Source organism: Sinorhizobium meliloti, assembly GCF_017876815.1.
GTDB lineage: Bacteria > Pseudomonadota > Alphaproteobacteria > Rhizobiales > Rhizobiaceae > Sinorhizobium > Sinorhizobium meliloti.
Window position 1 is genome coordinate 355,232 of the sequence record NZ_JAGIOS010000003.1, and the last position, 13,732, is coordinate 368,963.

At 62.7% G+C, this 13,732-nt stretch carries 14 protein-coding genes; 12 read left to right on the plus strand and 2 right to left on the minus strand.

The window, feature by feature from the left end:
• Window positions 1–14: 14 nt before the first annotated feature.
• The 5 genes from JOH52_RS28150 (at window position 15) to JOH52_RS28170 (ending at window position 4,178) form a co-directional block, all read left to right on the plus strand.
• Complete coding sequence (locus JOH52_RS28150; protein ID WP_014531502.1) at window positions 15–905, plus strand: glycine betaine ABC transporter substrate-binding protein; 891 nt, start codon at window positions 15–17, stop codon at window positions 903–905.
• Between the two features lie 135 nt (window positions 906–1,040).
• A complete protein-coding gene (locus tag JOH52_RS28155) occupies window positions 1,041–2,165 on the plus strand; it encodes a mandelate racemase/muconate lactonizing enzyme family protein (protein WP_014531503.1) in 1,125 nt (374 codons plus the stop codon).
• Window positions 2,162–3,166 (plus strand): Ldh family oxidoreductase, encoded by a 1,005-nt coding sequence (locus JOH52_RS28160; protein ID WP_014531504.1) that lies wholly within the window; start codon window positions 2,162–2,164, stop codon window positions 3,164–3,166. Before JOH52_RS28155 ends, JOH52_RS28160 begins: the two co-directional genes overlap by 4 nt.
• Window positions 3,167–3,273: 107 nt before the next feature.
• Window positions 3,274–3,663, plus strand: a complete 390-nt coding sequence (locus tag JOH52_RS28165) for an MbcA/ParS/Xre antitoxin family protein (protein WP_014531505.1) — start codon at window positions 3,274–3,276, stop codon at window positions 3,661–3,663.
• The gene (locus tag JOH52_RS28170; protein WP_014531506.1) at window positions 3,660–4,178 is read left to right on the plus strand and encodes an RES family NAD+ phosphorylase; all 519 of its coding nucleotides are present in this window, start codon (window positions 3,660–3,662) and stop codon (window positions 4,176–4,178) included. The genes JOH52_RS28165 and JOH52_RS28170 overlap by 4 nt, the downstream gene beginning before the upstream one ends.
• Here JOH52_RS28170 and JOH52_RS28175 read toward each other — a convergent pair.
• On the minus strand, window positions 4,160–5,203 hold the full coding sequence (locus JOH52_RS28175; RefSeq protein ID WP_017266573.1) for an AraC family transcriptional regulator: 1,044 nt from the start codon (window positions 5,201–5,203) through the stop codon (window positions 4,160–4,162). The two genes, JOH52_RS28170 and JOH52_RS28175, sit on opposite strands and share 19 nt — an antisense overlap.
• A 120-nt stretch (window positions 5,204–5,323) precedes the next feature.
• Here JOH52_RS28175 and JOH52_RS28180 point away from each other — a divergent pair, with 120 nt between their 5' ends.
• From JOH52_RS28180 to JOH52_RS28195, 4 genes are all read left to right on the plus strand, one after another.
• On the plus strand, window positions 5,324–6,091 hold the full coding sequence (locus JOH52_RS28180) for a 3-hydroxyacyl-CoA dehydrogenase (protein WP_010967762.1): 768 nt from the start codon (window positions 5,324–5,326) through the stop codon (window positions 6,089–6,091).
• Between the two features lie 24 nt (window positions 6,092–6,115).
• On the plus strand, window positions 6,116–7,306 hold the full coding sequence (locus JOH52_RS28185) for an acetyl-CoA C-acyltransferase (RefSeq protein WP_014531507.1): 1,191 nt from the start codon (window positions 6,116–6,118) through the stop codon (window positions 7,304–7,306).
• A gap of 135 nt (window positions 7,307–7,441) precedes the next feature.
• A complete protein-coding gene (locus JOH52_RS28190; protein WP_014531508.1) occupies window positions 7,442–7,642 on the plus strand; it encodes a hypothetical protein in 201 nt (66 codons plus the stop codon).
• 158 nt (window positions 7,643–7,800) lie between these two features.
• Window positions 7,801–9,114, plus strand: a complete 1,314-nt coding sequence (locus JOH52_RS28195; protein ID WP_014531509.1) for an MFS transporter — start codon at window positions 7,801–7,803, stop codon at window positions 9,112–9,114.
• A 170-nt stretch (window positions 9,115–9,284) separates the two neighbouring features.
• Here JOH52_RS28195 and JOH52_RS28200 read toward each other — a convergent pair whose 3' ends face one another.
• Window positions 9,285–10,157, minus strand: a complete 873-nt coding sequence (locus JOH52_RS28200; RefSeq protein WP_010967759.1) for a ferritin-like domain-containing protein — start codon at window positions 10,155–10,157, stop codon at window positions 9,285–9,287.
• Between the two features lie 251 nt (window positions 10,158–10,408).
• On the opposite strand from JOH52_RS28200, the gene JOH52_RS28205 reads away from it, so the two are divergent.
• The 3 genes from JOH52_RS28205 (at window position 10,409) to JOH52_RS28215 (ending at window position 13,722) form a co-directional block, all read left to right on the plus strand.
• The gene (locus JOH52_RS28205; protein ID WP_010967758.1) at window positions 10,409–11,173 is read left to right on the plus strand and encodes a FadR/GntR family transcriptional regulator; all 765 of its coding nucleotides are present in this window, start codon (window positions 10,409–10,411) and stop codon (window positions 11,171–11,173) included.
• Window positions 11,174–11,233: 60 nt separating this feature from the next.
• Complete coding sequence (gene kdgD, locus JOH52_RS28210) at window positions 11,234–12,139, plus strand: 5-dehydro-4-deoxyglucarate dehydratase (protein WP_014531511.1); 906 nt, start codon at window positions 11,234–11,236, stop codon at window positions 12,137–12,139.
• A gap of 74 nt (window positions 12,140–12,213) precedes the next feature.
• Entirely contained in the window at window positions 12,214–13,722 is a 1,509-nt protein-coding gene (locus tag JOH52_RS28215) for an ABC transporter substrate-binding protein (RefSeq protein WP_014531512.1), read from the plus strand.
• The last annotated feature ends 10 nt before the right edge of the window (window positions 13,723–13,732 follow it).

A 13,732-nucleotide genomic window follows, 5' to 3' on the forward strand; every position in this document is an offset into this window, starting at 1 on the left:
AGAGAGGAACTGAAATGAACTTCGCACCGAAACTTGCCAAGACCCTTCTGTCGGCGGCGGCCATCGCGCTCGTAACGACGACCGCCTGGGCCGCCACCATTACCGTCGGCGGGAAAAACTTCACCGAGCAGCTGATCATCGCAGAGATTACCAAGCAGCTCCTCGAGAGCAAGGGCCACACCGTCGACAAGAAAGACGGCATGGGCACGAAGATCGTCCGCGCCGCACTGGAGAATGGCGAGGTCGATCTCTACTGGGAATACACGGGGACGTCGCTCATCACCTTCAACAAGGTGACGGAACGGCTTTCGCCGGAGGAGACCTACAACCGCGTCAAGGAACTGGACGGCGAAAAAGGCCTCGTCTGGCTCGCACCGTCCGCAGCGAACAATACTTACGCCTATGTCGTCAAGCCGGGTAACGCCAAGACGGAAGGCATGGAGACGATCTCCGACCTCGCCAAGGCATATAACGACGGCAAGGATATACTCATGGGCACGACGGCCGAATTTCCGAAGCGGCCGGACGGCCTGATCGGCCTGGAGAAGGTCTACGGCTTCGAGACAGGGCGCGCCAATGTGCGGCCGATGGACCTTGGTCTTGCCTACAATGCGCTGGCCAACGGCGATCTCGACACCATCGCCGCGCAGGCGACCGACGGCCAGATCGCGGCACTCGGCTTGAAGACGCTGAAGGACGACAAGGGCTTCTTTCCCAACTATGCGCTGACCCCCGTCGTGCGCAAGGAAGTGCTCGACGCGAATCCGGACCTCAAGGAAACGCTCGAAACGGTCTCGAAGAAGCTCGATGACGCCACGATGCAGCGTTTGAACAGCCAGGTCGATGTGGAGAAGAAGACCATCGAAACGGTCGCCGCCAACTATCTGAAGTCGCTCGGCATGTAAAACGCGCCGCATTTATCGACGAACGTCTCGTCCCGCCTGCAGGTTTCCTGCCGGCGGGCGGGAAGGATGCGTGCCGGAGAACCCGGCGCAGATATACCGGATCGGCCGTGCCGGCCGTCTTTTCGAGGAACGAGAATGGTCAAAATATCAAACGTCCGCGTCCGCCCGCTGGTTCTGCCGCTCAAGCAGCCCTACCACTGGTCCTACGGCATCCGCGAATCTTTTGCGGTCAACCTTATCGAGATCGAGGCGGATGACGGCACGGTCGGCATCGGCGAATGCACGGTCGCGCCGGACCAGACCGGTACGGCGGCGATCCTTTATCGCCTCGCCAAACATCTCGTCGGCCATTCGCCTCACGACGTGGCACCGCTCATCGCTCGCATCTTCCACCAGGAATATCTCGGGCATGGCGCCAATATCATGCGGGCGGCCAACCAGATATTTTCTGGCATCGACATGGCCATGTGGGATCTTCAAGGCAAGCTCGCCGGCCTGCCGGTTCACCAGCTGCTTGGGGGCGCTCACCGGAAGGCGGTCGGCTACTTCTATTTCCTGCAGGGCGAAACCGCCGAGGAGCTTGCGCGCGATGCCGCCGTCGGCCACGCCCAGGGCGAGCGGGTCTTCTATCTCAAGGTCGGCCGCGGAGAGAAACTCGACCTCGAGATCACCGCGGCGGTTCGCGGCGAGATCGGCGACGCGCGGCTTCGCCTCGATGCGAACGAAGGCTGGAGCGTCCATGACGCGATCAACATGTGCCGCAAGCTCGAAAAATACGACATCGAATTCATCGAGCAGCCGACCGTCAGCTGGAGCATTCCGGCCATGGCGCATGTGCGCGAGAAAGTCGGTATTCCGATCGTTGCGGATCAGGCTGCCTTCACGCTCTACGACGTCTACGAGATATGCCGCCAGCGTGCTGCGGACATGATCTGCATCGGCCCGCGCGAGATCGGCGGCATACAGCCGATGATGAAGGCGGCAGCCGTGGCGGAGGCCGCCGGACTGAAGATCTGCATCCACTCTTCCTTCACCACGGGCATCACCACCTGCGCTGAGCACCATATCGGGCTTGCCATTCCCAATCTCGACGACGGAAACCAGATCATGTGGCAGCTCGTCCAGGAGGACATCGTCTCCTCGCCCGATCTCGCGCCCAAAAACGGCTGGCTCGATGCCTTCAGGAAGCCGGGACTTGGTTTCCAGCTCGCCGAAGACCTGGTCGCCGAAGGCGAAGGACGCTACGCGGCAAGCCGATGACGCCGGTCGAGACCTCCTGGGAAGAGATCGAGGCGGTTTGCCTCGAGGCGCTGACGCTCCATGGTGCGGCAGCCGAAAACGCACGCGCCGTGGCGGGCGCGATCGCCACGGCTGAGGCCGATGGCAATCGCGTCTGCGGCCTTTACTACCTGCCGATCTTCTGCAGGCACCTGGCGATCGGAAAGGTCGATGGAGAAGCCGTTCCCGCGGTGACGACGCGCGGTGTGACGGTTACGGTCGACGCAAGATCCGGCTTCGCACATCCCGCCATAGCCGCCGGCACGCCGGCCCTGATCGACCTTGCACGCCAGGCGGGCCTCGCGGCAATGGCGGTGCGCAACTCCTATAATTGCCTCGCGCTCGGTCATCACGTCCGGCCCCTTGCCGACGCCTGCCTTATCGGCATCTGCGTTTCGAATGCGCCTGCCTCTGTCGCGCCGCCCGGTGCGACGCGGGCGCTCTTCGGCACGAACCCGCTTGCCTTCGCCGTACCTTCGAAAGAAGGGGCTCCGACAATCATGGTCGATCAGAGCATGAGTGCTGTCACCAAGACGGAGATGATCCTGCGCCGCGATCGAGGCGAGGCAATCCCGATCGGCTGGGCGCAGGACGGGAACGGACAGCCGACGACCGACGCGGCCACCGGGCTGGAAGGCTCTCTGCTGCCCGCCGGCGGTCGCAAGGGCGCCAATATCGCCCTTCTCGTGGAAGTCCTTGCTGCGGCCCTGACGGGTTCGGCCCTCAGCACGGAGGCGAGCGCCTTTGGAAACGAGGAGGGTGGGCCGCCGCATGTCGGCCAGTTCCTGATCGCGATCGACCCTGATCACTTCGCCGCCGGTCACTTCTCCGAAGCGATGGATAATCTGGTCGCCTCCCATGGCGCCGCCGGGGTAAGGCTTCCCGGCCACTTTGGACGAAAGCAGCCCGTTTGCGTCGATGCTGATCTTTGGAAGAGGGCCGTTTTGCTTTCGCAATCGAAGGTCGGTCAGAAGCCTGGATAAAAGTGAAAAGTCAGCTCATCATCGATTGGCGGTCGTGTCGGTCTTGCGAAACTGCATGCACTGCCATATATTTTGCACAGGAAATATGTTCTTGGATATGACGCAATATGGCTCAGGCTCAAAAGATCCAAAGCGATAGCGGACCGCTGATACTTTCCTACATGGACAAGGGCGGAAAGATCGCGATTCAGCAGGTCGCGGACGGCTTCGGCATGTCGAAAACGCAACTTGCCGAAACGGCCGGGCTTGCGCGTGAAACGCTCTACCGGCCGGAGCGCAGCCGGGGGACGAAGACGCAGAACCGTCTCCGCGAAATGCTCGAGATCATCAGCCGGGTCACCGACTGGGCGGGCGGCAAGGAGCAGGCAATGGCGTGGTATCGCGCCCAGCCCCTCCCGGCATTCGGCGGGCGAACGGCCGAAGCTCTGGTGAAGGACGGCAAGGCGGCGGCCGTGCGCGATTATCTCGATCACATGGCCCTCGGGGGCTTTGCTTGAGGTTCAAGGGAACCTGCTATCGCGCGCATGACCCTCGCTGGGCTTTCAAACCTGCATCCGGCGATGGCGCGGCAATAAAGGGCGCGCGCTTCAATCCGAAGGGTGTGAAGACGCTTTACCTTGCACTCAGCATCATGACAGCGGTCAAGGAGGCCAATCAGGGCTTCGCTCATCGTATCGATCCTTGCGTTCTTTGCTCCTACGACATCGATTGCGCTGACATCGCTGATCTCACGGCGGAGAGGGGGAGAGCGGAACACGGGGTATCGCTGGAGGAGATGGCCTGCAGCTGGGCGGGCGCGTTTGCCGAGGGGAGGCGTCCGGCTTCCTGGGCCATTTACAACCGCCTCCATCCGCGCGGGACCGCCGGCATTCTGGTTCCGAGTTTCGCACCGGGGACCGAAGCGGGAGACCGGAATCTCGTCCTTTGGACGTGGGGACCGGATCTGCCGCATCGCCTCGACGTGTATGATCCAAGTGGTCGGCTTCCTAAGGATCAGCTCTCCTGGGGTTGAGTGCGTTTCCGTGGTGAACTGCTTTCCGCGAAATCCGTCTGCGTGGCATTACGCCGGAATTGCGCCGGGGACTTTCCGGTCCATTTCCGGAATGCGCGGTGAAAGGCGCTCGGCTCGGAAAAGCCGAGCTCGACGGCAAGCAGGGCCACATTCGTCCGGCCGTCAGCCAGGGCTTCCATCGCAAGCGCCCGGCGCAGGTCCTCCTTGATCGATCGATAGGTCTGGCCCTCCTGCCTCAATCTCCGCCGAAGGGTCGGCGCTGCAATCCGCATGCGCGCGGCAATCGGCTCGAAACCCGGCCAAGCGGATGGAGCCGTAGCATGGAGCCGCTGGCGTATTGCCGCGGACAATCCCGCGTCGTGGCGATATCGCACGAGAATATTTGCAGGCGCATGCCGGAGGAAGTGCTTCAGCGCCCGCTCGTCACGGATGGGCGGCAGTTTGAGGTACTCGGCATCGAAGACAAGCCGCGTCCGGGGCTGATCGAAGTGGACGGGCGCGCCGAAGAAGAGCCGATAATCGGTTCCGGCGGGTGGCGCACTGCAGCGGAAGTCGACCCAGCGGATCGGAAGCCGGCGCCCGATCAGCCAGCAATTGACGCCATGCAGGATGATCCAGAAGGTACGGTAGGCGAAGGCGGAGCGCGTCGCCCCGGCGTCCTTCAGGACAATCTGTGCCAGACCGTTTTCGACGACCAGCTCGCCGTGCGGATTCTCGAGGACCACCCTTAGGAAGCGCAGTGCTCGCCGCAGTGCATGTTCGAGCGTCGCGGTGGAAAGAATGGCGTGGCAGAGCAATGCGAAGCTGCCGGCGCGCATCGGCCGTGCGCCCTCGCCGAAAAACTCGTCATCCATCGCCTGCGCCACCGCATGCCAAAAGGCGCCGTATTGATCGGCCGAAACGGGCCCGGTGACGATGGATGGCAGGCCGGCTTGTGCAAGGAGGGGTCCGGCATCCACTCCATGGCGCCGGAGGCATTCGAGCGTGTCGTCCATGAAACATGGGGCGATCATCCGGCGTTCCATGAGCGACGATCCTTCTCATTGAACATTGCAAAAGCGATCACATAAGCTGAGCCATTCGGTCATTGCATACCATATTTTTCCTCTGCATCATCCGATTGGAAACAGTTGGAGCTGGAGCCTATGCAACTCAAGAGCCGCGTCTTTATCGTTACGGGGGCCAGTTCCGGGCTCGGCGCGGCTGTGACGCGCATGCTGGCTCAGGAGGGCGCGACAGTGCTGGGGCTGGACCTGAAGCCGCCAGCGGGGGAAGAGCCTGCCGCCGAGCTCGGCGCGGCGGTGCGCTTCCGAAATGCCGACGTGACGAATGAGGCCGACGCCACCGCCGCTCTGGCATTTGCGAAACAGGAATTCGGGCACGTCCACGGATTGGTGAATTGTGCCGGCACTGCGCCCGGCGAGAAGATTCTCGGCAGGAGCGGCCCGCACGCACTGGATAGTTTCGCCCGCACGGTCGCCGTCAACCTGATCGGGACATTCAACATGATACGGCTTGCCGCCGAGGTCATGTCGCAGGGAGAGCCGGACGCCGACGGCGAGCGGGGGGTGATCGTCAATACCGCCTCTATCGCCGCTTTCGACGGGCAAATCGGCCAGGCCGCCTACGCTGCGTCGAAGGGCGGCGTCGCAGCCCTAACGCTTCCGGCCGCGCGCGAGCTCGCGCGTTTCGGAATTCGCGTCGTCACCATTGCGCCTGGCATCTTCGATACGCCGATGATGGCCGGCATGCCTCAGGATGTTCAGGATGCGCTCGCGGCAAGCGTGCCCTTTCCCCCGCGCCTTGGTCGGGCGGAGGAGTATGCCGCCCTCGTGAAGCATATTTGCGAGAATACGATGCTCAATGGCGAGGTCATCCGCCTCGACGGGGCTTTGCGCATGGCGCCCCGGTAAGCATGGCCATGCAGGGAGGTTCGAATGAACAAGCAGGATCCTGTGGTCATCGTCGGGCAGGCACGAACCCCGCTTGGCAGTTTCCAAGGTGAGTTGAAGGACCTTTCCGCCGCCGACCTCGGCGCGGCCGCGATTGTCGATGCTCTGAAGCGCGCCGGACTTGCGCCGGATGCGGTCGATGAGGTGATGTTCGGTTGTGTCCTGACCGCGGGACAGGGACAGGCGCCAGCCCGTCAGGCGGCGCTCGGTGCGGGTCTTCCGCCCGGCGTCGGCGCGACCACCGTGAACAAGATGTGTGGTTCGGGCATGAAGGCGGCGATGCTGGCGCATGACCTGATCAAGGCGAAATCGGCCTCGATCGTGGTTGCGGGCGGCATGGAAAGCATGACCAATGCCCCCTATCTGCTCGACCGCGCGCGGCAGGGCTATCGCATCGGGCACCAGAAGGTTCTGGACCACATGTTCCTCGATGGGCTGGAGGATGCCTATGACAAGGGGCGCCTGATGGGCACCTTTGCCGAGGATTGCGCGGAAGCCTATCAATTCACCCGCAGTGCCCAGGATGAGTATGCCATTGCGTCCCTGGAGAAGGCGCAGAAGGCAAGCGCCGACGGCAGCTTTGCGGAGGAGATCGTCCCCTTGAGCATCGCCTCGGGCAAGGGGGAACGGACCGTCAACCTGGACGAGCAGCCGCAGAAGGCGCGGCTCGACAAGATTCCTCTGTTGAAACCGGCTTTTCGCGACGGCGGCACGATCACGGCCGCGAACGCCTCTTCGATTTCCGACGGGGCAGCCGCGCTGGTGCTGATGCGCCGGTCGGCGGCGGATAAACAGAGCATCAGGCCTCTGGCGGTGATCTGCGGTCATGCCACCCATGCGGACGCCCCCAGTCTCTTTCCGACGGCGCCGATCGGAGCGATCAAGGCACTCTGCCGGCGCATCGGCTGGGACATTGGTGAGGTCGATCTCTTCGAAATCAACGAGGCCTTTGCCGTCGTGCCGATGGCAGCAATGCGCGAGCTCGGCCTTGATGCGGAGAAGGTGAACGTCCACGGCGGCGCCTGCGCGTTGGGCCATCCAATCGGCGCCTCGGGCGCCCGGGTGATCGTCACGCTCGTCAATGCGCTGCGCCGCCGTGGCCTTAGACGCGGCATCGCCTCCGTGTGCATCGGCGGCGGCGAGGCGACTGCAGTCGCGGTGGAGATATCGGGCTGACGGGATGACGGGCCGCCCGTGTCGGCCCGGCATGTGGCGGGGTTTCACATTGATCCGGGTTCACCGGCGTCCGGTCGGCTTGCGATCGCTTCTGCCAATGGTGTACGTAGGTAATTACCCATATGGAGCTGAGCCGTGAACATCACGAAAAACGGTCTGGTAGGCATCACCGACCGCGGCAAGCCTTCCGATGCCCTGGCGACCCATGAAGAATTCGGGCGCTTGACCGGCAAGCAACGCAGCCTTGTCGACTCTCTCGCCATGCCCGGCCAGTCGGCAATCGATTTCGTGCTCCCCCGCGTCGAGATCAGGCGCCGCGATGTTGACTTGTCTTGAGGCACTTGCTGGAGAGCAAGGTCGTTTCCAAACTGCGCAAGGACGGATTTGCCGGTTGACGGTGCGGCTGCGGCACGCTGCGGCCACCAGCATGCCCCGACCGGCGCAGCAAGGCCGAGGTGCTGATTGCAGCGGCTCGCCAACTGGAGAAAGGGCGAATGACGACAATCACAGTAGACGATGCGCTCGATCGCGCCGGCACGGGAACTTACCAGCGGAGACTGATGGCCATATTCGGTCTGGTTTGGGCTGCCGATGCCATGCAGGTGCTGGCGGTCGGCTTCACCGCCGCATCGATCGCCGCCACTTTCGGCCTGACAGTTCCGCAGGCACTTCAGACGGGCACGCTTTTCTTTCTCGGAATGCTGTTCGGCGCCGCGGGTTTCGGCAGGCTCGCGGACCGGATCGGCCGCCGGCGCGTTCTGATCGCCACCGTCGCCTGCGATGCCGTCTTCGGTCTGCTGTCCGTCTTTGCGCAGGACTTTACCGTTTTGCTTCTGCTGCGGTTTCTCACGGGCGCAGCTGTCGGCGGCACACTGCCGGTCGACTATGCGATGATGGCGGAGTTCCTGCCGGCCCGGAACCGCGGGCGCTGGCTGGTCATGCTGGAAGGCTTCTGGGCTGTCGGCACGCTCATCGTGGCGCTCGCCGCCTGGGCTGCGAGCCTCGCCGGCGTCGCGGATGCCTGGCGATACATCTTCGCAGTGACGGCAATCCCGGCACTGATCGGCGTGGGCCTGCGTTTCCTGGTGCCGGAATCGCCGCTCTATCTGCTCCGCCTGGGAAATACGTCCGAGGCGAAGGCCATCGTCGATGAGATCCTCGTCGTCAACGGCAAAATGCGACTTGGCGCCGGCACATCGCTGGTTCCGCCGCCGCCGACGGCGAGTGCGGGTATTTTTTCCGCGGATTTGCGCAAGCGCAGTCTGATGATCCTGGCCATCTGGTTTCTGGTTTCCATATCCTATTACGGCGTCTTCACCTGGATGCCTCCGAGGCTCGCAGGCGAAGGCTTCGGCTTCGTTCGCGGCTACGGCTTCCTCGTTGTCCTGGCATTGGCCCAGATCCCCGGCTATGCGCTCGCCGCCTACGGTGTCGAGAAATGGGGCCGCCGGCCGACCCTGATAGGCTTCTGCTTGCTGTCGGCGCTCGGCTGCCTGCTCTTCGTGGCGGCGGGAACGGCCATGCTGATCGGCGTCTCGCTCCTGATCATGAGCTTCGCCCTGCTCGGCACCTGGGGTGCGCTTTATGCCTATACGCCGGAACTCTATCCGACCGCATCGCGGGCGACAGGCATGGGCGCGGCCGGCGCTATGGCCCGGCTGGGCGGCTTGCTCGCCCCGTCGCTGATGGGGCTCGTGGTGGCGCAGAGTTTCGGTCTCGCCATCGGCATCTTTGCCGGCCTTCTGCTCGTGGCTGCCGTTGCGGCCTTTCTGATCGACGCCGAGACGCGCCGGGTATCGCTCGCCTGAGATCTCCGCAACGATGTGAGATCTCTTGCGTATCCCAGGATGCCTTTCCTCATGCCCACGGCGGCATCATGTTGAGGCGGGAACCAAACAAATTTAGGAAGAACGCGATCAAATGGGAACCACGCGTGCTCGCCCGGGGGCGCATCGGCACACAGTGACTTGCTCCCGATTCAGGTACTTTTTATCTTGCCGTTCATTCCATTGGGGTAAAAGCCGCCCTTGCTGGCACCTTCCTTGTCGGAGATATACACAATGCGTAGGACCTCTTGCGGGGTCCGGGTGAACGCAATCGCATCCGGCGTCGAGGGAACGATGTTGGCCTTGCCATCCACCTGAAGGCCCTGATCCTTGTCTTCCGGCCCATCGATTTTGTCCCGGGCGTCCGATACCGCCTGCGCGGCCTTCCAGGCTTCTTCGCCCTTTCGATAAAGGGTCGATCGCGCCATTCCCATGTGGTAGGCCTCGACTGCCAGAATGCCCGCGGCGGCGGCGAGAAAGTCCTTGTTCTTGAGGACGGTGGCTGCTCCGGCATAGGCGGTAACGCCAACATCTTCGAATAGCATGCCGCCGAGCACGAAGTTCGTCTCATTACCGAACGGATCGAAGTCCTCGCCGAGCCCTGCCGATTTCGCAACCGCGGCGAAGCCGGCGTCGAAATCAATGGCCGGCCTCGGCACAGCCTGATCTGCGAGCGTCTTGCGATAGAACCTGACGTGGGCAAGTTCGTTTTCGGCTACCTCCTGCATGAACTCGCCGATCGCAGGGGTATCGAAGGAAACTTGCTTGCCGCCGGTCACCGGGCCGGCGTCAGAACCTGCATCGGAATCATCGATGCCTTTTCCGGTCGTGCCACGCAGGTAGTACTCGGCTTCCATGTATTCGAGGTTGAGTGCAAATTGGAATATGTCCTCGTCCTCGATGTCACTCGGCTCGTCGGCCTGCGATATCGAGGGGAAGCCTGCGGTTGAAACGAGCGTCGCCCCGAGGCCAAGCTGTAAAAGGCGACGGCGCGGAAGGAAAATTGAGGGCATTGGACGGATCATGGCTTCCTCCTTGAAGCCCACCCGGCGTCAGTCTTGGCTCCTCAGGTGCGGGCCAACTCTCTCGAACATTGGGCGAGGCGAAATGTTCCGGAACATGCTTGCAGTCGTCCCTTATCCGACTTCGTCTCTGGCTTGCGACATCTCGTCCGCGAGTAGCCGGCTCGAAATCTGCTGTACCGCCGTCCGATAATCCCATAAGATGTCTGCGACAACTATCGGTCGTAGTCATATGATGATTTTGGATGTGGGGTATGGGAATATTCATGCCGAGTACGAAAAAAGGGGGCGGTCGCCCATCGCTGTCCTCGCAGGTGGCAGACGCTATAAAGGCGCAGATCGAGGCGGGATACTATGCACCGGGCGACAAGTTGCCGACCGAGCCGGCCTTGATCGACAAGTTCGGCTTCAGTCGGACGGTGGTGAGGGAGGCGATTGCGGCGCTCAGGGCCGATGGCCTGGTGGAGTCGCGGCAGGGGTCGGGCGTCTTCGTGATAGGGCCGCGGCAGAGCGACCCGGGCCTCAAGCTTTTCACCGGCGAGACCGACAAGATTTCCGACATCATCGAGGAGCTGGAACTGCGCATCGGTATCGAGGTCGAAGCGGCAGGTCTGGCGGCGGCACGCAGTTCCCCGGCGCAGGAGGCCGAAATCCAGGCTCAGGTCGAGCGCTTTGCCCAACTTGTCGCCGAAGGGAAGCCCACGGACGAGGCGGATTTCCAGTTTCACATGGCTATAGCGACGGCCACCAACAACACCCGCTTCCGCACGTTTCTGGAGCATGTCGGGCGCCGCATGATCCCGCGCGTGAAGTTTCGCACGGTCATGGGCGGCGTGGATCCGCTGCCGAACCGCGACGAGCCCATTCTCCTCGAGCACCGCGAGATCGCCGAGGCGATCCTCGCGCGGGATCCGGACCGGGCTCGGGAGGCCATGCGTCGCCATCTCGTCACCGGGATCAAGCGGTATCGCTCGCTGACGACCTGGCGACCGAGCGAAAAAACCGATGCGGTTGATTGACTCATCTCAAAAGTCATCATATGAATTTCCCGTCTTAAGCTCGCAGCCGGAGGGAATTCATTGTCGCCTGAAGAAATCAAGTCGCGTGTCGGTTCGGGGCTCTTGTCCTTTCCGGTCACTCACTTCACGTCGGACTACAAGCTCAATCTGGAGAGCTATCGGCGTCATGTCGAGTGGCTTTCCCGCTTCGAGGCCGCGGCACTGTTCGCTGCCGGCGGCACCGGCGAGTTCTTTTCGCTCTCGCCGAATGAAGTGGGCCAGGTTACCCGCGCGGCCAAGGATGTATCGGGCGAGGTGCCGATCATTGCGGGTTGCGGCTATGGCACGTCCCTTGCCGTCGAGACGGCGAAAATCGTCGAGGAGGCGGGTGCCGACGGCATTCTCCTGCTGCCGCACTACCTGACGGAAGCACCGCAGGAAGGCATCTATGCTCATGTGAAGGCCGTCTGCGATTCGACGGGCCTCGGCGTCATTCTCTATAACCGCGCCAATTCGGTCGCCAATGCCGACACGGTCGCGCGCCTTGCCGAGGCCTGCCCCAACCTGATCGGCTTCAAGGACGGGACCGGCAAGGTGGACCTCGTGCGTCACGTGACGGCCAAGCTCGGCGACCGGCTCTGCTATATCGGCGGCATGCCGACCCATGAGCTCTTCGCGGAAGGGTTCAACGGCGTCGGTGTCACGACCTATTCGTCGGCAGTGTTCAATTTCGTGCCGGAACTGGCGCAGCGCTTCTACCGGGCCATGCGAGCCGGCGACAGGGCGGTGATGGAAGGCATCCTTCATACGTTCTTCTTCCCCTTCGCAGCCCTGCGCGACCGCAAGGCCGGCTATCCGGTCTCGATCATCAAGGCGGGCGTCGAGCTTGCCGGTTTTGCGCCCGGCCCGGTTCGCCCGCCCCTGGTGGATCTGACCGGCGAGGAGCGGGAGATATTGCAGGGACTGATAGAGGCATCGCGCCGCTGAAAAGAAACATCGGGCGGGCGCCAGGAGGATGGCGCCCGTCTCTAACGTCGTCGTTCCAACTGGGGAGGAGTGCAATGGGAAACAAATCTGTTCGCGTCATCGCGGGAGCAATGGTGGTCGCCGGCTGGGCCGGCTACGCCGCTGCGCAAAGTGCCTCGGAAATCAAGATCGTCCTGCCGGAGCAGCCGGCCAATTTCGAGCCCTGCGGTACCATCATCACCAATGTCGGCCAGATATTGAGCCGCAACGTGGTCGAGCCGCTGACCATCATCGATCCGAAAAGCGGCCAGCCGACACCCGGTCTTGCGACCGAGTGGAAGCAGACCGATCCGAACACCTGGCAGCTCAAGCTGCGCGAAGGCGTCAAGTTCCAGGACGGAGCCGCCTTCGACGCAGAGGCGGTCAAATTCTCCATCGAGCGGATGACCGGCGGCAAGCTGACCTGCAGCAACATTGCCAAGTTCGGCGATGCCAAGCTGACGGTCACGCCGCTCGATGAGCTGACGGTCGAGATCAAGTCGGACAAGCCGCAGCCGATCCTGCCGACGCTGCTCAGCGTGGTCATGATCGTCTCGCCGAACACGCCGGCGGACAAGGCCGTCAACGACCCGGTCGGTACCGGGCCGTTCAAGCTTTCGAGCTTCACGCCGCAGACAGTCGTGCTGGAAGCCTTCGACGGCTACTGGGGCGAGAAGCCGGCCATCGCCAAGGCCAGCTATGTCTGGCGCCCGGAATCCTCGATCCGCGCCGCCATGGTGGAAACCGGCGAGGCCGACCTGACGCCGTCGATCGCGATCCAGGATGCGACCAATCCGGAAACGGACTTCGCCTATCTGAACTCCGAAACTACCGCGATCCGCATCGATGCCGGTTTTGCTCCGCTCGACGACGTCCGAATCCGCAAGGCGCTGAATCTGGCGATCGACTGGGATGGCCTCGCGCAGCTCTTCGGCGAGGACGTGCAGCGGGCTTCGCAGATGGTCGTCACCGGCATCAACGGCCACGACGACAAGCTGGCGCCCTGGACGTTCGATGCCGAAAAGGCGCGTGCGCTCATCGCCGAGGCCAAGGCCGCGGGCGTTCCGGTCGATACCGAAATCGAGCTGATCGGCCGCAACGGCATCTACCCCAACGGTACGGAAGCCATGGAAGCCATGATGGCCATGTGGCAGGATGTCGGCCTGAACGTGAAGCTGACGATGCTCGACGTGAACGATTGGCTGCGCTACCTGCAGAAGCCCTTCCCGGAGAGCCGCGGGCCGAACCTGCTGCAGATGATGCATGACAACAACAAGGGTGATGCCGCCTTCACCATTCCGATCTTCTACACCTCGGCCGGAAGCTATTCGACCTTCAACGACGCGGCACTCGACAAGGAGGTCGCCGATGCCATGGCTGCCACCGGTGAGGACCGTACGGCAAAGTTCAAGGCGATCTTCGCGAAGGTGCATGACGATCTCGCGGTCGACATCCCGATGTTCCACATGATCGGCTACACCCGGGTCGGCAGCCGCCTGGAGTGGAAGCCGGACATCACGACCAACAGCGAGATCCCGCTCGCCAATATCGCTCTCAAGGACTGAGTGTCACCAT